The 19,748-nt window shown below is 74.4% G+C and carries 20 protein-coding genes and 1 pseudogene; 9 read left to right on the top strand and 12 right to left on the bottom strand.

All coding sequences use genetic code 11. The annotated features are described in order from the left end of the window. Positions 1-17: 17 nt before the first annotated feature. A complete protein-coding gene (locus J3R08_RS14720; RefSeq protein ID WP_209961638.1) occupies positions 18-1,064 on the bottom strand; it encodes a B12-binding domain-containing protein in 1,047 nt (348 codons plus the stop codon). Then, positions 1,061-2,821 (bottom strand): PP2C family protein-serine/threonine phosphatase, encoded by a 1,761-nt coding sequence (locus J3R08_RS14715; RefSeq protein WP_043324563.1) that lies wholly within the window; start codon positions 2,819-2,821, stop codon positions 1,061-1,063. The genes J3R08_RS14720 and J3R08_RS14715 overlap by 4 nt, the downstream gene beginning before the upstream one ends. A gap of 257 nt (positions 2,822-3,078) precedes the next feature. On the opposite strand from J3R08_RS14715, the gene J3R08_RS14710 reads away from it, so the two are divergent. Continuing rightward, positions 3,079-3,423: an STAS domain-containing protein gene (locus J3R08_RS14710; protein WP_043324565.1), complete on the top strand. Its 345-nt coding sequence runs from the start codon at positions 3,079-3,081 to the stop codon at positions 3,421-3,423. Between the two features lie 43 nt (positions 3,424-3,466). Continuing rightward, positions 3,467-3,814 (top strand): STAS domain-containing protein, encoded by a 348-nt coding sequence (locus tag J3R08_RS14705; protein ID WP_233514741.1) that lies wholly within the window; start codon positions 3,467-3,469, stop codon positions 3,812-3,814. Between the two features lie 74 nt (positions 3,815-3,888). On the opposite strand, the gene J3R08_RS14700 is transcribed toward J3R08_RS14705, so the two are convergent. Next, on the bottom strand, positions 3,889-4,203 hold the full coding sequence (locus J3R08_RS14700; RefSeq protein ID WP_030504313.1) for a hypothetical protein: 315 nt from the start codon (positions 4,201-4,203) through the stop codon (positions 3,889-3,891). 183 nt (positions 4,204-4,386) lie between these two features. On the opposite strand from J3R08_RS14700, the gene J3R08_RS14695 reads away from it, so the two are divergent. The 3 genes from J3R08_RS14695 to J3R08_RS14685 all read left to right on the top strand — a co-directional run bounded on the left by J3R08_RS14695 (position 4,387) and on the right by J3R08_RS14685 (position 7,339). Continuing rightward, positions 4,387-5,358 carry a DUF2267 domain-containing protein gene (locus J3R08_RS14695; protein WP_209961636.1) on the top strand — a complete coding sequence of 324 codons (972 nt, stop codon included), beginning with the start codon at positions 4,387-4,389 and terminating at the stop codon, positions 5,356-5,358. 71 nt (positions 5,359-5,429) lie between these two features. Then, positions 5,430-6,218, top strand: coding sequence for a spermidine synthase (locus J3R08_RS14690; protein ID WP_208635184.1), 789 nt, complete (start codon positions 5,430-5,432; stop codon positions 6,216-6,218). Between the two features lie 38 nt (positions 6,219-6,256). Then, positions 6,257-7,339 (top strand): AI-2E family transporter, encoded by a 1,083-nt coding sequence (locus J3R08_RS14685; protein WP_043324573.1) that lies wholly within the window; start codon positions 6,257-6,259, stop codon positions 7,337-7,339. Between the two features lie 25 nt (positions 7,340-7,364). Here J3R08_RS14685 and J3R08_RS14680 read toward each other — a convergent pair whose 3' ends face one another. Next, positions 7,365-8,663, bottom strand: a complete 1,299-nt coding sequence (locus J3R08_RS14680) for an NAD(P)/FAD-dependent oxidoreductase (RefSeq protein WP_209961634.1) — start codon at positions 8,661-8,663, stop codon at positions 7,365-7,367. A 275-nt stretch (positions 8,664-8,938) separates the two neighbouring features. Further along, a complete protein-coding gene (locus J3R08_RS14675; RefSeq protein WP_280841751.1) occupies positions 8,939-9,454 on the bottom strand; it encodes a GNAT family N-acetyltransferase in 516 nt (171 codons plus the stop codon). A gap of 860 nt (positions 9,455-10,314) precedes the next feature. Between J3R08_RS14675 and J3R08_RS14670 the strand changes: the two genes are divergently transcribed. Both J3R08_RS14670 and J3R08_RS14665 read left to right on the top strand, forming a co-directional pair. After that, a complete protein-coding gene (locus tag J3R08_RS14670; protein WP_064446171.1) occupies positions 10,315-10,971 on the top strand; it encodes a C39 family peptidase in 657 nt (218 codons plus the stop codon). A 163-nt stretch (positions 10,972-11,134) separates the two neighbouring features. Then, positions 11,135-12,895, top strand: a complete 1,761-nt coding sequence (locus tag J3R08_RS14665) for a glycosyltransferase (protein ID WP_209961630.1) — start codon at positions 11,135-11,137, stop codon at positions 12,893-12,895. On the opposite strand, the pseudogene J3R08_RS32725 reads toward J3R08_RS14665, so the two are convergent. From J3R08_RS32725 to J3R08_RS14650, 4 genes and pseudogenes are all read right to left on the bottom strand, one after another. After that, positions 12,821-12,991, bottom strand: a pseudogene (locus J3R08_RS32725) (DUF6510 family protein); the annotation flags it as partial. The gene J3R08_RS14665 and the pseudogene J3R08_RS32725 overlap by 75 nt on opposite strands. Before the next feature lie 47 nt (positions 12,992-13,038). After that, positions 13,039-13,758 carry a ferredoxin reductase gene (locus J3R08_RS14660; RefSeq protein WP_176722796.1) on the bottom strand — a complete coding sequence of 240 codons (720 nt, stop codon included), beginning with the start codon at positions 13,756-13,758 and terminating at the stop codon, positions 13,039-13,041. 40 nt (positions 13,759-13,798) lie between these two features. Beyond that, positions 13,799-14,398, bottom strand: coding sequence for a sulfite oxidase-like oxidoreductase (locus J3R08_RS14655; RefSeq protein WP_043324587.1), 600 nt, complete (start codon positions 14,396-14,398; stop codon positions 13,799-13,801). Positions 14,399-14,448: 50 nt separating this feature from the next. Beyond that, positions 14,449-15,483: a TerC/Alx family metal homeostasis membrane protein gene (locus J3R08_RS14650; protein ID WP_043324589.1), complete on the bottom strand. Its 1,035-nt coding sequence runs from the start codon at positions 15,481-15,483 to the stop codon at positions 14,449-14,451. A 243-nt stretch (positions 15,484-15,726) separates the two neighbouring features. Between J3R08_RS14650 and J3R08_RS14645 the strand changes: the two genes are divergently transcribed. Next, on the top strand, positions 15,727-16,905 hold the full coding sequence (locus J3R08_RS14645) for a CaiB/BaiF CoA-transferase family protein (RefSeq protein ID WP_043324590.1): 1,179 nt from the start codon (positions 15,727-15,729) through the stop codon (positions 16,903-16,905). A gap of 10 nt (positions 16,906-16,915) precedes the next feature. Here J3R08_RS14645 and J3R08_RS14640 read toward each other — a convergent pair whose 3' ends face one another. Beyond that, positions 16,916-17,323 carry a DUF2267 domain-containing protein gene (locus tag J3R08_RS14640; protein ID WP_064446174.1) on the bottom strand — a complete coding sequence of 136 codons (408 nt, stop codon included), beginning with the start codon at positions 17,321-17,323 and terminating at the stop codon, positions 16,916-16,918. 166 nt (positions 17,324-17,489) lie between these two features. On the opposite strand from J3R08_RS14640, the gene J3R08_RS14635 reads away from it, so the two are divergent. Continuing rightward, positions 17,490-17,759, top strand: a complete 270-nt coding sequence (locus J3R08_RS14635) for a DUF2795 domain-containing protein (protein WP_030502657.1) — start codon at positions 17,490-17,492, stop codon at positions 17,757-17,759. Between the two features lie 297 nt (positions 17,760-18,056). On the opposite strand, the gene J3R08_RS14630 is transcribed toward J3R08_RS14635, so the two are convergent. Further along, positions 18,057-18,725 (bottom strand): hypothetical protein, encoded by a 669-nt coding sequence (locus tag J3R08_RS14630; RefSeq protein WP_187692769.1) that lies wholly within the window; start codon positions 18,723-18,725, stop codon positions 18,057-18,059. 44 nt (positions 18,726-18,769) lie between these two features. Then, complete coding sequence (locus J3R08_RS14625) at positions 18,770-19,741, bottom strand: pirin family protein (RefSeq protein WP_209961628.1); 972 nt, start codon at positions 19,739-19,741, stop codon at positions 18,770-18,772. Positions 19,742-19,748 lie beyond the last annotated feature (7 nt).

The following is a 19,748-nucleotide window of genomic DNA, read 5'->3' as shown; positions in this document are numbered from 1 at the left end:
GGCCCATCCGGGTGCCGTCAGCGGCCCGCCGCAGACAGGCCGCCGACCAGAGCCCGGGACCGGTCGAGGAAACCGGCCGCGCGCGGGAAGTCGCGCAACTGCTGTCCATAGTGCTCCAGCGTCATGCCGACCGCCCCCGCCGGCACCCCGCGGCTGACCAGGATCTCCACCAGCCATTCGACGAACGCGGTGAACAGCGTCCCGTCGTCCACATAGAGCGCGGCGGCCAGGAAGTCCACGATGTAACCGAGGTCGCTGATCGTGGAGTCGAGCTGCGCCGGGGTGTAGCCGGACACCGACGGCACCCGCTCCCGCAGGTCGGCCAGGGCGCTGTCGATCAACTCGCCGCGCCGCTTGACCAGGCTGGCGTACTCGTCGTCGGCCAGGTGGTCCAGCCGGGCCGGCGGCGCCGCACGCAGCGCCCGCTCGTCGGCCACCAGGTCGGCCGCGGCCGGCGCGTCCGGCGCCCACGGCACACCCAGCACACGCGCCCAGCGGCCGTCCTCGCCGAAGCCCCGGCCACCCACCACCACCGGCACGTCAGAGCGGCGGCACGCCTCCACCATCCGGTGGGCGTGCGGCAGCCGCATCGGCAGCGCGCAGGCCAGCGCCACCGCCTCCGCGTCGTAACGGTGCAGGTAGGAGACCAGGTGGGCGGCGGGCACGCTGGCGCCGAGGAAGACGACCTGCCAGCCGCGCAACCGCAGCACCTCGGCCACCAGCCGGGCCGGCAGCGCGTGCCACTCGCCGTCCATGCAGGCCATCACGATCCGTCCCCGCGTCGGCCGGGGATCGGCGTACGCGGCCACCGCCGCCACCACCCGCTCGCTGATGTGCGTGGCGGCGTGCTCCTCGGCGACGCTCCACTCGTTGCGCGCCCACCGTTCGCCCACCTCGGCCTGCGCCGGCGCGACCAGGTCGAGCAGCACCCGCTCGGCGGGCACGCCCGCCTCCAGGAGCCCCACGGCCACCGCCACGGCGGCGGACTCGTCCGCGTCGGCCAGGCACTCCAGGTAGCGGGCGAAGGCGTGACCCGCATCGACCCCGACAGTCGGCACTGTCACGCGGACCACTCCCTCGTCAGCTCGGCCGCGGCCGGTTCCGGCACCGCGTGCAGGTGCCGGGGCGCCCGCCCGGCCGGGCCGGTCGCCCGCAGCGCCAGCACCGCTATGTCGTCGTGGTCGCCGTGCGCGAGCCAGTCACAGGTCACCTGCTCGACCCGTTCGGCCAGCGCGGGCGCCGGCATCCGGTTACAGCCGGCCACGGCGTTGAGCAGCCGCTCGGCGCCGAACTGCTCGTCGCCGCGCCGGCCGCCCCGCGCCTCGGTCACGCCGTCGCTGTAGAAGAGGCAGGTCTCCCCCGGCGCCAGGCGCACGGTGACCTCGCCGATGCGGGGATCGGGCACCACGCCGATCAGCATGCCGCGCAACGGCACCACCTCGACGTCACCGGACTCCCGCAGCACCAGCGGGGGCAGGTGCCCGCCACCGGCCAGGGTCAGGGTCTGGCCGCCGTCGCGGTGCGGACGCGCCACGCCGAGGACCATGGTGGCGAACCGGCCCTGCCCGTGTGCCTGGGTGGTCTCCAGCAGCGCGTCGTTGAGCAGCTTCAGCAGCCGCCCGGGCTGGCTCTCGACCCGGTGCAGCGCCTGCAGGCACTGGCGCAGCTGGCCGGTGAAGACGGCCGCCTCCACGCCCTTGCCCGACACGTCACCGAGAAAGAAGACCGACCCGCCGTCGGTGAGCTGGTGCGAACCGTAGAAGTCGCCGCCGATGCGCAGGCCGGCCTGCGCGGGCCGGTACGCGGTGCCCCACTGCACGCCGGTCGCGGGAGCCGGCTCGACCGGCAGCAGGCTGGCCTGCAGCGTGTCGGCGACCTCGGCCTGGTCGCGGTAGAGCAGAGCGGTGGTCAGCGCCGCGCCGGCCCGTGCCGCGAACGCGCGGATCAGGTCCACATCGGCCTCGTCGTACCAGCGGTCGGCACGGCGGGCCACCAGCAGCGCGCCGGCCGGCGCATCCCGGCCGGGCAGCGGCACCACCCGGGCGACGGCGCCGGAGGTGTCCAGACCGGGCAGCCAACCCGCCTCGGCGGCCTGCTCGACCAGCCAGTCCAGCTCGTGCGGCTCGGCGCCGGACAGGCCGGCCTCGATGGCCACGGGCAGCGCCGGGGCGGGCAGCACGCCGCTGTCCACCACGGGCGCCTGGTCGTCCGCGCGTACCGCCCGCCACCACCGGGACCGGCCGGAGCGGGGGGCGAGCACCAGGACCGCCACGTCGGCCGCCGTCGGCACGGCGAGGCGGACCACGGCGGCGGCCGCCCGGTCGGGGTGCAGCGGATTGCCGAGCTTCTCGCCGACCACCGCGAGGAACGCCGAGCGGGCCCGCTCGGCCAGCAGCGCGTCGGCCCGGCTGACGCTCTCGGTGACGTCCTCGACGTACCAGCAGCGCCGGTGACCGGACAGCGCGACCGGCCGTACGCGCAGCCGTCGCCCGTGGTGGGTGAACTCCGCCGGGCCGTCGCCGCGCAGCGCGTCCACGCCCGCCGCGGCGAGCAGCTCGCCGGCGGTCACCTCGGGGACCAGGCGCTCCGCGACGGGGCTCACGTGCCGCACGACACCGTCGGCGTCGCAGACGACAAGGCCCTCCCGGAAGTGCTCGACGACCTCGGACCAGTCCGGGACGGCGGGGCCGCGGTCGGCTGCCAGCGGCGGCAGGGCAGGCGTCGCCGCAGCGGCGGCGGACCACGCCGGGACCCGTGCGGCACTCGGCGTGGAGATCCGTCCGTCGCCCGGGTCGGCACCCCTGACGTCGGCAGCAGTCACCAGCTGAGCCCCACTCTCCTCGTCGGCACCCCCGGGGCGCCGCACGGCGCCTGTGGCCACATCTCTTCGCCCCACACTACGCCGGTATGCCGGTACCGCCACCCAGCCGACGCTGCTGGGCCGGCCCGCGCGCGCCCAGCGGGGCGGTGCCGCTGTTGTTACGATCCAGGCATCCCTGCCCGACCGGCAGCGTGCGGAAAGGCGTGATGGTGGTTCCTCAACGCAGAAGGTCCGAGGCGACCCCGCTGAGCATCTCCGTGGATCGTTCCGACCCTGCCGTCCCGGTGATCGGCGTCGGCGGCGACCTGGCCTACGCCACCGCGGCGCCGCTGCGCGCGGAGGTCGACCGGCTGCTCGCCGGGCGTCCCGCGACGCTCGTGCTCGACTTCGCCGACCTGCTGTTCCTGGACAGCACCGGCCTGTCCGTGATCGTGCACGCCTGGCGGGAGGGGCAGCAGGTCGGCACCCGGATCGAGCTGCGCGCGGTCCCGCGGTTCCTGGAGACCATTCTCGACCTGACCGGCGTCACCGGCCTGCTCGACCGTGCGCCGGTCGACGACCGGACCGGGCCGCCCGCCACGGGTTCGGCCGCCTCCGCGTGACCCCGGGGGTTTCCCGCCGGGGTCCGGCTGGGAACATGGGAGCGTGCCCTCCCAGATGCTGACCATCGAGGTGGACCGGCTCGACGCCGGCGCCGTCCGGGTGCGGCTGGCCGGTGAGCTGGACTACGACACCGCCCCGGAACTGGTCGAGGCCGTTGCGCGGCTTCGCCGCGACGGCTGCCAGGAGGTGGAGCTCGACTTCGGCGGCGTGGTCCTCTGCGACTCGTCCGGGCTGAGCGCGCTCGTGGTGATCCACCGCTCCGGCACCGGCGCGGTCCGGCTGCGCAACACCAATCCGCAGGTACGGCATCTGCTGGACCGCACCGGCCTGGCCGAGCTGCTGGCCGCCCCGCCCCGCGACGTGACCGGCGGCGCCCGCGAGGTGGGCTGACCGCGCGGCACGCCGTTGCCGGGAAGGGGTGGCCCCCGGCCCTGGGACCAGGGGCCGGGGGCCGGGAGGATGGCTCAGGCGGCGGGCGCGGCCTGCCGGCGCGGGCCGGTGGTGTGCGGCTCTCCCACGATCGGGGCCTCGGCGTCCTCCGGCGCGCCGGAATCGGGCGTTTGGAACAGGTAACGGACGAAGTCTCCGGTAGCACCGTCGTCGTCCGCGCCCGGCCACTGCCCGACGCAGTCGACGCCGATCACCTCACGCCCGGTGCCGTCGTGGTGCTCCAGCAGCGCCCAGAGGGTCACCGGGTAGCAGCGGGTGACGTCCGGGCCGATCCGCCAGCGGGCGTACCACCCGGGACGGGCGGGGACGATCTCCACGATCCGTTTCATGTCGACCTGCCCTTCCGCGTGCGTCGGAAGTTGTCCGGTCCATCCGATCCTGCCGCCCGCCGGGGTGAGCGCTCCTCACCCGCAGCGAGTGAAGCCTCCGCCGGGCGGGCCTCCCGTTAGCTTCCCGGCAGCGCCGGGAACGCGGTCGGCGCAAGCGCAACCGACCAGGAACGAGGTGCGACGATGCGCAAGCAGATGGAGGGCGACAACCAGCGCCGCCGGGCTCTCGCCCGCGAGGCCCGCGAGCGAGGGCTGCGGCCGAGCCAGACCGGCGCCAGCCTGAGCGCGTCCAAGCAGGTCACCTCGCTGGACCGGCACGACCGGTCCGGCCCGCCGCCGGCCGGACGGCACAAGCCGGACACCACGCGCGGCGGTCCCGCGCCGCCGCCGGTCGCCGTCGCGGAGCAGCAGCGCCCGCTGCCGGACCCGACGCCGTCACCCGGGGTCTCGATGAGCTACCGGGATCTCGTCGACGACGTGAGCCGGCGCGCGGGGGTGGACTTCACCACGGCCAAGGTCGCCGCGGAGGGCACCGTGCTGGCCCTGGCCCAGGCGCTGGACGAGGCGGCACGGGAGCGACTGCTGGAGGCGGTGCCGCTGACCCTGCACGACGTGGTGCCGGTCTATGGCATGGAACCCCGCCGCGACCTGCCCGGGTTCCTGGCCGAGGTCGGCCGCTACAGCCGCCTCACCCCGGAGCAGGCGCGCTACCAGGCCGAGGCGACGCTCGCCGCGCTCAATGAGGCCGACGCGGAGCTGGTCGAGTCGCTGCGCGTACCCGACGAGTTGCGTGACCTGCTCGGGCCGACCGACTTCGGCGGCGGCCTGGTGGGCGCGTCCTCGGCCACCGCGCCACTGACCGAGCCGGAGCTGCGTGACGCGCTCGCGGCGCTGCCCTACTGGTCCAGCGACCGGCGGTCGCTGGTGCGCACGATCGAGTTGCCCGGCGGCAACCTGGACCGGGTGCTCGACCGGCTGGACCAGCTCAAGGCCGAGGCCGGGCGCGCGCCGCAGATCGGGCGGCCGGACCCGGACAACGCCGTGCTGACGGTCCGCACACAGCAGGTCGACGGCGTGACCGCGGCGGACGTCGACCTCGCGCACCGGGTGGACGCGGCAGTCGACGAGGCCGGCGCCGGGATGGCGGCCGGCTGACCCGGCGGCGGAACGGTCCCGGTCCCCCGCGGGCCGGGGCCACCCGTGGCCGGGCGGTACCGTGTGCCGCCGTGGATCACGACGACACCGAGACCCTGGAGATCGTGGTGGACCCGGCCCGCCCGTCCGGGCGCACGCTGCTGGCCGACGGGGTCGAGCAGTCGTACGTGGACGTGGCCGACGCCCGGTACCTGCACTTCGAGTACGTGCGGCGGATCGCCGCCGCGATCGACCTGGCCGCCCCGCGGGGGGCGGCGCTGACCGCGCTGCACCTGGGCGGGGGCGCGCTCACACTGCCGCGCTGGCTCGCGCGCACCCGGCCCGGTTCCGCGCAGCGGGTGATCGAGCGGGACCCGGGCGTGGTCGACCTGGTCCGGCGGAAGCTGCCGCCGCTGCCGCCGGAGGTGGTGGTCGCGATCGGTGACGCCCGGGAGGCGGTCACCGAGGCGCCGTCCATGGCGTACGACGTGGTGGTGGCCGACGTGTACCGGGCGGCCCGGATGCCCCCGCAGGTGGCGGCGGTCGAGTTCGCGGCGCAGGTGGCCCGCGTGCTGCGCCCGGACGGCATCTATCTGATCAACCTCACCGACCTGCCGCCGCTGGCGCACACCCGGGGGCAGGTGGCCACGCTGCGGGCGGTGTTCGCCGACGTCTGCCTGGTGGCCGACCGGCGGATGCTGCGCGGACGGCGGTACGGCAACGTGGTGCTGGCCGCATCGCCCACGCCGGGACGGCTGCCGGCGCGCCGGCTCGCCGCCCGGGCCGCCGCCGATCCGGTGCCCGGAACCGTGCTGCACGACGCGACGCTCGACGCGTTCGCCGCCGGCGCCCTCCCGGTCACCGACGCCGACCTGGGCTGAGCCGGTTTTCCGGCCTGCGCGGCGGGTAGCCGCGCCGGATGAGCACCGCCGACGACCGGTCCACCGCGCGCCGGACGCTTGTCGTGATCGGGCTGGTCCTCGCCACGGTGGTCGGGCTGGCGTTGGTCTGGGCGACCCGGCGGGTGCTGGTGTGGGGTCTGGTGGCGGTGTTCTTCGCGGTCGCGCTGAAACCGCTCGTGGACCGCCTGCAGCGGCGCGTACGCCGCCGCGCGCTGGCCACGCTGCTGGTGTTCCTGGCCGCGTTCGCGCTGTTCGCCGCGGTCGGCGCGCTGATCCTGGTGCCGCTGGTGGACGAGGTGGCCCGCTTCGCCGACCGGCTGCCGGAGCTGGTGCGCGAGGCCCAGGCCGGGCGGGGACCGGTCGGGCGGCTGCTGGACCGCTTCCACCTGCTCCGGTACGCCGAGCCGGGCCAGCTGCGCCGGTTCGGCTCGCGGCTCGGCGATCCGACGGTCGGGGTGGTCCGCAGCGTGGCCCAGGCGGTGACCGCGCTGGTCACGGTGGTGGTGCTGGCGTACCTGATGGTGCTGGAAGCGCCGAAGATCGTCGCCGCGACGCTGCGGCTGGTCGGCGACGGCCCGGCGCGGCGGCTGCGGCGCATCGGCCGTGACTCGTCCCGGATCGTCACCGGCTACCTCAGCGGCAACGTGCTGATCAGCGTGATCTGCGGCGGCCTGACGTTCGTCGTGCTGTTCCTGCTCGGCGTGCCGTTCGCCGCGGTGATCGCGCTGACGGTCGCCGTGGTGGACCTGATCCCGCTGGTCGGCGCCACGCTCGGGGCGATCGCCGCGGCCGGGGCGGGATTCGTGCACTCCCCCACCGCCGGCATCGTGGTGCTCGTCTTCTTCGTGGTCTACCAGCAGGTGGAGAACCATCTGCTGCAGCCGGTCATCATGGCCCGCGCGGTGCGGCTCAACCCGTTGACGGTGCTGGTCAGCCTGCTGCTGGCGGTGGAGCTGGGCGGCCTGGTCGGCGCGCTGCTGGCGATCCCGGCGGCCGGCATCGCGCAGGTGCTGCTGCGCGAGTTCGTGCCGGCCGGGCGGCAGGCCCTGCCGGAGCCGGCCGACGGTGAGCCGGCGCAGCGGCCGCCGGCCGGCGGGTGAGGGCCGGCCGGCGGGTGCGCGGCGCTCAGCGCCGCCGGGCCAGCTCCGGTGACTCGCTCTCCAGCGGCACCGCGTTCGCCGGGACCAGGCCCAGTTGCACGGCGGGGCGGGGCAGAGTCGCGTCGAGCGCCCAGTCCGCGGCGACCCGGGACCGGTTACCGGGCATGGCGAGCAGGTGGTAGCCGCGGGTGACGGCCTTGGCCGGCAGCCCGGCCAGCGGGACCTTCAGCGGGTTCGCCGCCGCGTCCTTGCCGCCCAGGTCCACCACCCAGCCCAGGTCGTGGTGCTTGTACGACTTGCGCACGCCCTGCCCGTAGGAGGCGGCGATGTTGTGCGCAGCCAGCTTGCCCTGCCGCTGGGCGTGCTGCGCGGTCATCGCGCACACCTGCCCGGGGCGGGTCGGATCGGGCACGGCGGCGGCGTCGCCGCAGGCGAACACCTCCGGGAAGCCGGGGACGTTGAGGAACTCGTCGACCACCAGCCGGCCCTTCTCGGTGCGCAGCCCCAGCTCGGCCACGAACGGGTCGGGGCGTACGCCGACGCACCAGACGAGGCTGCACGTCGGGACGTACTCGCCGTCGGTGAGCATCACCCCGTCCGGGGTGGCCTCGGCGACCGATGTGTTCATCCGCACGTCCACGCCGCGCTTGCGCAGCACCCGGTCGGCGGTGACCGACATCCGCCGGTCCAGTTCGGGCAGCACCCGGGGCGCGAGGTCGAGCAGCATCCAGCGCGGCCGGACCTTCAGGTGCGGGCGCTGGGCCATCAGCCGGTCGGTGAACAGCTGCCCGTGCGCGGCCACCTCGGTGCCGGTGTAGCCGGCGCCGACCACCACGAACGTGGCGCGGGCCCGCTGCTCGGCCGGGTCGTCGGTCAGCTCGGCCAGCTCGATCTGCCGGACCACGTGATCGTGCAGGTACAGCGCCTCGGGCAGGCCGCGGAAGCCGTGGGCGTACTCGGTCACGCCGGGAATCGGCAGCAGCTTGTTGACGCTGCCGACGCTGAGCACGAGCCGGTCGTACGCGAGCTGACCGTGGTCGCCCTCGATCGAGCGGTAGCCGACCCACCGGTTCTGCAGGTCGACCCGGTCCGCCTCGCCGACCACCACGCGGACGCCGTCGAGCGTGCCGGCGAGCGGCACGGCGATCCGGGTCGGCTCCACCACGCCGGCCGCCACCTCGGGCAGCAGCGGCAGGTAGAGGAAGTAGTCGGTCGTGTTCAGCAGGACGATCTCGGCCCGGTCGCGGGCCAGTCGGCGCAACGTCTTGGCCGCGTGGTACCCGGCGAACCCGGCCCCCACGATCACCACACGTGGTTTCGTCATGCCTGCTGCCGTTCCCGGGCAGACCTGCGACAAACGTACCCAAGATCCATCCATCAGCGGCTATATGGACATTCCTCGCGATCGACGCGAGGATGTACCGCCTCCGCCGCGGGGTGCTGCCGGTCGGCGACGTCACCGAGGTGACCGTCGACCTGTCCAAGGACAACGTGTTCCTCGGTGTGCGGGCGGTGGACCGGGCCGGGTACCGCAGTCCGGTCGCGTTCCCGAAGCCGGGCAGCTGGGGCTGCTCGGTTCGGCGGCGGCGCGGCCGGTCGTCAGGCGGTGATCGCCCAGCGTTCGTGGTCGCGCCACGCGCCGTCGATGAACAGGTAGTCCGGGGAGAAGCCCTCCAGCCGGAAGCCGAGCCGACGCGCCAGCCGCTTCGACGGCTCGTTGCCGGGTTGGATGTTCGCCTCCAGCCGGTGCAGACCGAGCGGCCCGAACGCGTACCCGATCACCAGCCGCACCCCGGCCGAGGCGTGCCCGGTCCCGGCGTACGGGTGGAACGCCGCGTATCCGAGGTAGCCGCCGCGCAGCGCGCCCCACACGATGCCGCTGATGTTCGCGTACCCGGCGATCTCACCGCTCTCCCGGTCGCAGAACAGGAACCCGGAACTCTCCCGCCGCCGGATCTTGCGTAGGTACGCCGCGTACAGCTGCGTGTCGTCCGGCGCGGACAGCCACGGATGGTGCAGATCACGGCTGCGCCGGGCGGCGGCGACGAACTCCGCCTCGTCGGCGGGACGGGGGCGGCGGATGGCGACGCGGCCGTCGCTGCGCAGATAACGCACCGTCCCACTCTCGGCCACCGCCCCCACTCCGCCCCACCCGGGTCAGCTCCGCCACCCGCTGTCCTACCCACCGGGAGCAGCGTTCCACTTTTCAGGACCACAAGAGATCTTGGTACGAAATGGCCCCCATAGGGGCCATTTCGTACCAAGATCTCACCCAACGCGAGGTGTCGCCCGATCAGCAAGACCAGCAGTCCGCCCCTTAGACGCACCACGCCCACGCCCACGCCCACGCCCACGCCCACGCCCACGCCCACGCCCACGCCCACGCCCACGCGATCTTGCAGTTAGCGCCCGAGTCTTGCACGTTTTGCGAGGTTTGACGGGCAACATAGTGCAAGATCGCGCACGCATGGATGATCGGAGAGCTCTTGAGCCAGCGGACCCGTCCGCATGTGCGGGGCGGGGTGGTTTGGCGGTCTGTGTCTGGTCGCTGCGGGGGCGGGGCTGTGGTCGGTGCCACCGTGGGGGTGGAATCGGTGGCGGGCGCGGGGCGTTGTACATGGCTGACCCCGGGGCACCGGGACGAGCGCCGAACACCAGCCCGCGCGAGCGGGTCGCCAGGTCAGGGAATCGGCCCGGCCCCGACGTCGTTACATCCCCGAGCGACGGGCACGCCGCCGTCCCCGGGAATGACCCCGGCCCGGTCGTCGTTACATCCCCCAGGCCCACGGCACCGGTCCCCCGGCTGGCAGCCACGGTCGGCGGGAATCATCCCCGGCCGCAGGTCGTTACATCCCCGAGCCGCGTAGAGCAGGCCCCCCGGCCGCCCGCGTGCCAGCCCTTCCACGGGCACCCCAAGACTTTCCCCCTCCGTGGCACCCCCGCCGCGTATCCCCCACTTCAGGGAGGCAACCATCATGGCTACCACTCTGCTGCGCAAGACCGTTCTGACCGCTGCTGGTGTCGTCGCCACCGCCGGTGGGATCGCCGGCCCCGCCGTCGCCGCCCAGGCCACCCCGGCCGAGCGCGCCGCCGCCCAGGTCACCACCGACCGCAAGGGCCACGGCGAGCGGGAACTCGACGTCCGCTACGAAGCCCAGCCCAACTTCTACTTCTGCGGCCCCGCCGCCGCCCGCAACGCGCTGAGCGTGCAGGGCAAGAACATCGACGTACACGCCATGGCCGAGGAGATGGGCACCACCGAAGCCGGCACCAACTCCATCAACGACATCACCCCCGTGCTGAACAAGGAGACCGGTAAGGACGTCTACAAGTCCACCGAGATCCCCGTGGACAAGGCCCGCGACCGCGACAAGGTCGACAAGCTGCGCGCCGACGTGGTCAAGACCGTCGACGACGGCCGTGCCGTGGTGGCCAACATCGCCGGCACCGCGACCGACACCGACGGCAACGCCCACTCCTTCGAGGGGGGCCACTACATCAGCGTGGTGGGCTACCGCGACGGCGGGAAGGTCGTGACGATCGCCGACTCGGCGAACCCGAACCAGGCCTCCTACCGGATGGACGTGGACGAGCTCGCCCGCTGGATCGCCAGCCGCGGCTACAGCTCCTGACCGATGACGAAGGGCCCGACCCCCACCACGGGGTCGGGCCCTTCGGCGTATCCAACGGCTGCCGTCCGGTCACCTCGTCGTCACGCGGGTGTCGTCACCCGGACGGGTCGCTCCACCACGCTGGGTCGCGCCGGATCGCCCGGGCGAGCGCGAAGGAGCAGCAGTGACAGCCGAGGAGGCGACGAACCGCCCCGACGTGAGTGTCGTCGTACCGGTCTACAACACGCTGCGCTACCTGCGGCAGTGCCTCGACTCGCTGCTGCGGCAGACGATCGGGCCGGACCGGATGGAGATCGTGGCGGTGGACGACGGGTCCACCGACGGCAGCGGCCGCCTGCTGGACCGGTACGCCGCGCGGTACCCGGGCACCGTACGGGTGGCGCACCAGCCCAACTCCGGTGGTCCGGCCGCGCCGTGCAACCGGGGACTGGACCTGGCCACCGGCCGGTACGTCTTCTTCGTCGGTTCCGACGACCGGCTCGGCCCGGAGGCCCTCGAACGCCTGGTCGCCGCCGCCGACCGGTACGGCTCGGACGTGGTGCTCGGCAGGGTGGTGGGCGTCAACGGCCGGCACGTCTTCTCCGACGTGTTCGCCGACGGCAACGCGGTCGACGTGAGCCTGTTCGACTCGGCGCTGCCCTGGTCGCTGGCGAACACGAAGCTGTTCCGGCGCGAACTGGTCGACCGGCTGGGGCTGCGCTTCCCGGAGGACATGCCGGTCCTCAGCGACCAGCCGTTCACGCTGGCCGCCTGCTACCACGCCCGGCGGATCTCGGTGCTGGGCGACTACGACTACTACCACGCGGTGCGCCGCCTGGACGCCCGCAACATCACCTACCACAGCCGGGTCGAGCAGCGCCTGGTCAGCGTGGAGCGGCTGTTCGCGTTCGTCGCCGGCCTGATCCCCGCGGGACCGCGCCGGGACGCGGTGCTGTGCCGCCACGTCGGGCTGGAGCTGGCGAACCTGGTCGGCGACGACTTCCGGCACCTGGACCGGGCCACGCAGGAACTGGTGCATGCCGGTGTCGCCCGGCTGGTGCGGCGGCACGTGACTGACGGCGTGCGGGACCGGCTCGGCATCGAGGCCCGGCTGCGGCTGGGCGCGGTGACCGCGGGCGGGGTCGACGAGTTGCTGGCGGTCATCGAGCAGGACACCGGCCGGGGGGTGCCGGCGACGGTGTTCGCCGGGGACCGGTGGCACGCGGGCTATCCGGGCGCCCCGGCCGGCTGGTCGGACGTCACCGACGTACGCGCCGGCTGGCTGGCGCGGCTGGACGCCGTCGACGTGAGCTGGGCCGACGGGGACACGCTCACGGTGACCGCGCGCAGCCCGTACCCCCGGTTCGCCGCGGAGGCGGGACCGGTGCGGCTGCTGGCCGGTGCGGTCGTGGGCGCCACCCGGGTCGACGCCGGCGACCCGACCGGCCGCACGGTCCGCACGGAGTTCCCCCTCGACCGGCTCCTGGCCGCGAGCCGCGCGGGCGGCCGGCGGCATCCGGTACGCGCCGAGGTGGACGGCGGCCACGGGCGCGGCGGGGCCGCGGTGCGCGCGCCCCGGCTCGCCGCCGGGCGGCCCCGCCTGCTGCGGCACGGCGCCCGGCTGTACGCGGTCGCGGCCACCGTCGACGGGCGCAACGGTCAGCTCGTCCTGTCCGTGGTGCCGGTGACCGTCGGGCAGCTCGTCGGGCGGCTGCGCCGGCGCGGCCGGCGCGGTCCAGCCGCGGCGCAGACAGCGGGGCACGGCCCCGCGCAGACGTCAGGGCGCGGCGCGGAAGGCCGGCTCGGCCGGCATGGGCACCTGGAGGTACGTGGTGCCGCGCAGGTCCAGCCAGGCCCGCTGCGGCGCGCGGACCAGGCGCACCATCACTCCGGAACAGGCGGGACATCGCCCGACCAGGCCCGGGGCGTGCGAGTAGACGTGTAGCCCGGCCATCGGGCCGGTCATCCCGCAGGTGTCGCAGCGCCCGGTGGTGGCGCTCAGGTCGACGGCGAACACCTCGCGCAACGGCCCGTCGAGCATGTTGCCATCCAGGTAGGACAGGTCGGTCATCCGCTCTCCTCGGGTCGTCAGCCGGTCGGGCCGAACCGTTCGGTCCGCACGCGCCGGGTCGGGTGGCCCAGCCCCACCAGCAGGTCGGCCACTGTCTCCACGAATCCGGTGGGGCCGCAGACGTAGCAGAGCGGCTCCAGGTCCGGCGGCCAGCCGTGGCTGTTCACGTCGGCGAGGCCGATCCGGTGCGGCTCGCCGCGCCAGCCGTCGGGCGCCGCGCGGGTGTAGACGTACGCGACGTCCAGGCCCTGGTCGTCGCGGGCGCGGCGGCGCAGCTCGTCGGCGTAGATGACGTCGTCCGGGGTGCGCACCGAGTAGACGAGCCGGAACGGGGTGCGGCTGCCGGCGGCCCGGCGCGCGCGGATCATCGCCATCAGCGGCACGACGCCGGATCCGCCGCCGACCAGCAGCACCGGCGCGGTCTCGTCGGTACGCCAGACGAACCAGCCGCCGACCGGTCCGCGCACCTCGATCGGGTCGCCCTCGGCGTAGGTGTCGGTCAGGTATGGCGACACCTCCCCGTCGGGCACCCGCTGCACCGTCACCTCGATCCGCTCGCCGTCGGCCGGGCCGGCCAGCGAGTACGACCGGGCGGCCTGGTAGCCGTCCTCGGCGGTCAGGCGCAGGTCGACGTGCTGCCCGGGCAGGTGGCCGGGCCAGCCGGGCACGTCCAGCACCAGCGTCTGCGCGGTGGGCGTCTCGATCCGCCGCTCGACGAGCCGGGCCACCCGCCACATCAGCGGCGCGACGCGGCGGCCCTGCGCCTGCGCGGTCACCTCAGTCGCCCTGGTAGCGCTGCTCGCGCCACGGGTCGCCGTAGTCGTGGTAGCCGGCGGTCTCCCAGAAGCCGGGCCGGTCGTCGACGAGCAGCCGGATGCCGTGCACCCACTTCGCCGACTTCCACAGGTACAGGTGCGGCACGAGCAGCCGCGCCGGGCCGCCGTGTTCGGCCGGCAGCGGCCCCCCGTCGTACGTGTGCACCACCCAGGCCCGCCCGCCGCGCAGGTCGTCCAGCGGCAGGTTGGTGGTGTAGCCGCCGTAGGAGTGCGCCAGCGCGTACCGGGCGGTGGTGTCGACGCCGTCGAGCAGCGTGTCCAGGGAGACGCCCTGCCAGGTGGTGCCGAGCTTGGACCAGCGGGTGACGCAGTGCAGGTCCACCGTCGGCGTGTCCTGCGGCAGGCCCATCATCTCGTCCCAGGACCAGCGGTACTCCGCGCCGGTCTCGCTGGTCAGCACGAACTCCCAGGTGTCGAGCGGCACCCGCGGCGTCGGGCCGGCGGAGAGCACCGGGAAGTCCTCGGTGAGGTACTGCCCCGGCGGCAGGTCGGTCGCGGACGAACGGGGCCGGCCCTGGAAGCCCGGCGAGACGATTCCCACCCGTCAGTCGTACCACCGCCGGCCGTGCCGGGGCAGCGGTTCCCACCGAGTCAGGCGCCGCCTCCGCCCTGCACCTCGTGCACGATGGTGCGCTGGCCGTCGCCGCTGTTGCGGGTGGCCCGGAGGCTGGTGATGGTGACGATCACCAGGACGCCGATGATCACGCCGAGCGAGGCCAGCGTCGGAATCTCCGGCACGCCCTCCCAGATGCCGTGCGCCCAGTGCAGGCCCAGCTTGAGGCCGATGAACGCCAGGATGACGGCCAGGCCGTAGCTGAGGTGCACGAGCCGGCTCAGCGCGGCGTGCAGCACGAAGTAGAGCGCCCGCAGGCCCAGCAGCGCGAAGGCGTTGGTGGCGAAGACCAGGTACGGGTCCTCGGTGATGCCGTAGACGGCGGGCACCGAGTCGACGGCGAACACGATGTCGGTGGCCAGCACCGCGACCACGACGAGCGCGAACGGGGTGAGCGCCCGGCGGCCGTTCTGCCGGATGGTCATCCGGGTGCCGTGGTATTCGTCGACCACCGGCATGACCTTGCGCAGCAGCCGCACCGACCGCATCTTGTTGATGTCGACCTCCTGCTCGTGCCCGCTGAGGGCGTCGCGCAGCAGCTTCACCGCGGTGGCGACGAGGATGAGCGCGAAGAGCAGGAAGGCGAAGTCGAGCGTCTTGAGCGCGGCGGCGCCGAGCGCGATGAACACACCGCGCAGTACCAGGGCGCCCGCGATGCCGTAGAGCAGCACCCGCTGGGCCAGCACGGAGGGCACCGCGAACGCGGCGAGCAGCAGCATGAAGACGAACAGGTTGTCGACCGACAGCGACTTCTCGACCAGGTAGCCGGTGAGGTACTCGATGCCCTGCTGGCTGCCCCAGCGGGACCAGATCCAAGCGCCGAACGCCAGCGGCAGCGCGATGTAGAAGGCCGACCAGCCCAGGGCCTCACGGATGGAGACCTCGTGCGGCTTGCGGGTGACCAGGAAGTCGAGCACCAGCAGCACGAGCACGCCGACGATCGTCACCGCCCACAGCGTGGGCGTGCCGACCGACGACAGTTCGGCCGCAGCCAGCGGGGACAATTCGGGCATGGAACCTCCTCGAACACCGTGTCATGTTCGAGGTCTCCTTCACCCACGTTTCCGTGGGCAACCACCCGGGGCTCGCCTCGGCGGCTTGCCGTACTGACCGGAATGATTTTTGGGAAGTACTCCCCTCGCCTGGACAAGGCTAGGTCACCGCCGGACCGGACGCCAAGTCGGGACACGGATGCTTGCCCTGGTCAACAGACTGGGCGGCGGCTCAGGGCATGGCGCCTGGTCACCGCGGCCCCTATGGTGACGCAGGTGACAGTCCAGGGACCGCTGACCGGCGTACGGGTGATCGAGCTGGCCGGGATCGGCCCCGGGCCGTTCGCGGCGATGATGCTGGCCGACCTCGGCGCCGACGTGGTGCGCATCGACCGGCCCGGCGGCGGCGGGTTCGGCGCGTTCCCGGGCGACCTGCTGAACCGCAACCGCCGCTCGATCGCGGTGGACCTGAAGCAGCCCGCGGGCCGTGACCTGGTGCTGGCGCTCGCCGCCCGGGCCGACGCGCTGGTGGAGGGCTTCCGGCCCGGGGTGACCGAGCGGCTCGGCCTCGGCCCGGACGACTGCCTCACCGCCAACCCGCGCCTGGTGTACGGGCGGATGACCGGCTGGGGGCAGGACGGCCCGCTCGCGCACAGCGCCGGACACGACATCGACTATCTGGCGCTGACCGGGGCGCTGCACGGGGTGGGCCGGGCCGGTGAGCGTCCGGTGCCGCCGATGAACCTGCTCGGCGACTTCGGTGGCGGGGGCATGATGCTGGCCCTGGGCGTGGTCGCGGCGCTGTACGCGGTACGCGGCGGCGCGCCCGGCCAGGTGGTCGACGCCGCCATCGTGGACGGCGTCTCGGTGCTGGCCACCCAGATCCACGCGCTGCGCGGCATCGGGCTGTGGCAGGACCCGCGCGGTGTGAACCTGCTCGACGGCGGCGCGCCCTTCTACGACACGTACGAGTGCGCCGACGGGCGGTACGTGGCGGTCGGCGCGCTGGAGCCGCAGTTCTACGCCGAACTGGTCCGGCTCACCGGTTTTCCGTTGGACGGCGACGACGGCCCGGACAGCGGCGACGCGCTGGACCGGGACGACCCGGCGAACTGGCCGGCGTTGCGGGCCGCCTGGGCGCGGCTGTTCCGCACCCGTACCCGGGACGAGTGGACGCAGCTGCTGGCCGGCACTGACGCCTGCGTGGCGCCGGTGCTCGACTGGGCCGAGGCGCCCGAGCACCCGCACCTGCGCGCCCGGGACACCTTCGTCGCGCCGGACGGGGTCACCCAGCCGGCGCCCGCGCCGCGTTTCTCGGCCACCCCGACAAGTGTGCGGCGCCCGCCGCCGGGGCCGGGCGAGCACACCGACGAGGTCCTCGCCGAGGCGGGGGTGGACGCCGCCCGGATCGCCGCGCTGCGGGCGGACGGTGTGATCGCCTGATCGTGGGCGGTCAGCGCCGGCGCGCGGCGGCCGGGGCGAGCGCCGGTTCCACCATGTCGCGGTAGTCGCGCGGGAACTGGACCACGACGTCCTGGAACTCGCCGCCGCCGATCGCCTCGCGCATCGTGGTGAACACCGCGCGTACGGCGTCGCGGGCGGTGTTCTCGTCGCAGTCCGCCCGGCGGGCGACCCGGGCCACGAACTCCGCCGCGCCGAACCGCTCGGCCGCCTCGTCCCGCGGGTACGGGCTGAGCAGCCCCTGCAGCGGTTTCGGCAGTTGCGCGGCCAGGTCAAGCACCTCGCCACCGGTCAGCCGCTGCGCGAACGTCTCCAGGGTGGCCGCGGTGAGCGTGGCGGCGCGGTCCTCGCTGGTGCCGGTGAGCCGGGCGACCCGGCCCACGAACGTCAGGTAGTGCATCGGTGGTACCCCCTTCGGTGCGCCCAGCGCGGCTACCCGCCCCGGCGCGGCGGAAACGGTTGCGACGGGGCGGCAGGTTTTCCGGTGGCGGCGGGCGTGAGCGGCGGCGCGGCGGGTAACCGCCGCCCGGTCGTGACCCCAACTACTGCCGCGAGGAGCCCGACTGATGGCGAGTTACTCGGATGTCCTGGAGTACCTGTCCGCGCTGGACTACCCGGCCGGGAAGGACGACGTCATCCGCGAGGCGGAGCGGGAGGGCGCGCCGCCGGACGTGTTGCGGGCGTTGCGCGCGCTGCCCCCGGTGGACTACGCCAACGGCACCGAGGTGGCCCGCTCGGCCGGCATCGACGCGGCCCCGGAGGTGAGCCGCTCGCAGCGCGCGGCGCAGGCCCGGGACAACCACCCGCGCGTGTCGCAGCACCTGCGCGGCATCTGAGCACGGCGGGAGAGCCGGCGGGCGACACGGCCGCCGGCCTCTGCGCGTGCGGAAAAGCTGGGCTCCTCTGTGGCCGGTCGCGCAGCCCGGACAGGCGAGCGCCCCGGGTCACGAACCGCGACCTGGGGCGCCACGCAGCACCTGTCCCCCGCGGTTCACGCCCGAACCGGGTCGCGACCGCGAGGCGGTGAGATGTTCGCCCGAACCGGGCGGGCATCGCTGCCACGATCATCATACGACGCAACATCAGCCGAACGGGTGAGATTCGCGGAACTGTGTCCGGGCGCACGTACGCGCTCAGGCGGTCACCTCGGCGTACCGGCGTTCCAGCTCCACTCGCGCCAGCGCTCCGACCAGCCACGACAGTTGTTCCGACTCACCACTGCCGGCCAGCCCGGCGAGGTCACCGGCGGTACGGCCCAGGCCGAGCCGGCGGGCCGCCGCGAGCGCTCGACGGTCGGCCACCGGCGCCGCCTCGCGCCACAGCGCCTGCGCCTCGCGCAGGAACAGGTCGCACACCTCGTCGTCCACTCCGGGCAGTGCGGTCAGCAGCCGCCGCTCCCCCGCCGGGTCCTGACGCGCGGCGGTGCGCAGCCGGCGCAGGTCGCCCCGGTACGTGTCGACGACCGTGCGGGCCAGGTCGCCGAGCGTGTCGGCGAGCCCGGCCAGGTCGCCGCGCAGCCCGGCGGCGCGCAGCACGCGTACCCGGTCCTCGTGGCGCGAGCGGGCCATCCGCGCCGCCGTGTCCCACCCGGCGTCCCGCAGCGCCGTGGCCGCGTCGACCGCGCGGTGGAAGTCGCCCCGGCGGGCCAGCAGGACGGACAGGTAGAGGACCTGGAACAGCTGGGCCGGGTTGTTCGTCACCCGGAACCCGAAGCACTCGGCGAACCCGCGGCCGTCCCCGGCGAGCCGGCGGGCGAGCCGCTTCTTGTCCGCGACGTCGCGCGGGGCGGTCTTTGTCGGCATGCCGTGGACTACCCAGGCGACGGCCCGGCATGCGGGTACGACGGTCAGCCGGATACGCCGCCGCTGCGGTCGCGGGCCTTGAGCCGGGTGGTGGGCAGCGCGGGCGCGGGCAGCGGCGGCGCCGCGTCGTCGGCGACGACGCCGAAGCGGCGGCCGGCCATCCAGTCCTCGCGGGCGGCCACCACCTCCTCGTGCGAGCGGCCGACGAAGTTCCACCACATCACCAGCGGCTCATCGAACGGGGCGCCGCCGAGCAGCAGCAGCCGGGTGCCCGGTTCGGCGCTCAGGGTCAGCGCGCTTCGCCCGAGGCCCAGGTACAGCAGCGCGCCGGGGGCCAGCGCCACGCCGTCGCAGTCGGCGGCGCCGGACATGGCCAGCAGCGCGTACTCGAAGTCGGGGCGCAGCGGCAGCGTGGCCGGCGCCGCGCCGCGGGCCTCGAGCTGCGCGCCGACGAGCGGGGTGTGCACGACGGCGGGCGAGCGTTGCCCGCCGAACTCACCGACGAGCACCGTGACGTCCAGGTCGCCGTCGCGCAAGCGGGGCAGGTCGGCGTGGTGGGCGAAGTCCGGGTCGCCGGCGCGCGCCGGGTCGGGCAGCGCCACCCAGAGTTGTACGCCGTGCATGAGCGGCGGGTGCACCAGCGGGGAGCGCTCGGAGTGGGCGATGCCGCGCCCGGAGGTCATCACGTTGAGCTGGCCGGGGCGGATGGGCTGGACGTTGCCGAGGCTGTCGCGGTGCAGGATCTCCCCGTCGAGCAGCCAGGTGACGGTCTGCAGGCCGGTGTGCGGGTGCGGCGGCACCTCCATGCCGGGCCGGTCGGCGACGTCGTCGGGCCCGAAGTGGTCGACGAAGCACCACGCGCCGACCATCCGGCGCTGCCGCTGGGGCAGCAGCCGGCGCACCGTGGTGTAGCGGCCGAGGGGGACGTCGTGCCCGGGCAGCAGCACGCTGCCCGGGTCGGTCGGGCCGACGCCGGGCGGGAGCGTCTGCGCGGGCAGGGATTCGGTGCGGTCCACCGCCCCG

Origin of the sequence: Micromonospora sp. HB375 (assembly GCF_017872985.1) — a bacterium.
GTDB classification, from domain to species: Bacteria; Actinomycetota; Actinomycetes; order Mycobacteriales; family Micromonosporaceae; genus Micromonospora; species Micromonospora chalcea.
This window is presented reverse-complemented; position numbering and strand designations above follow the sequence as displayed.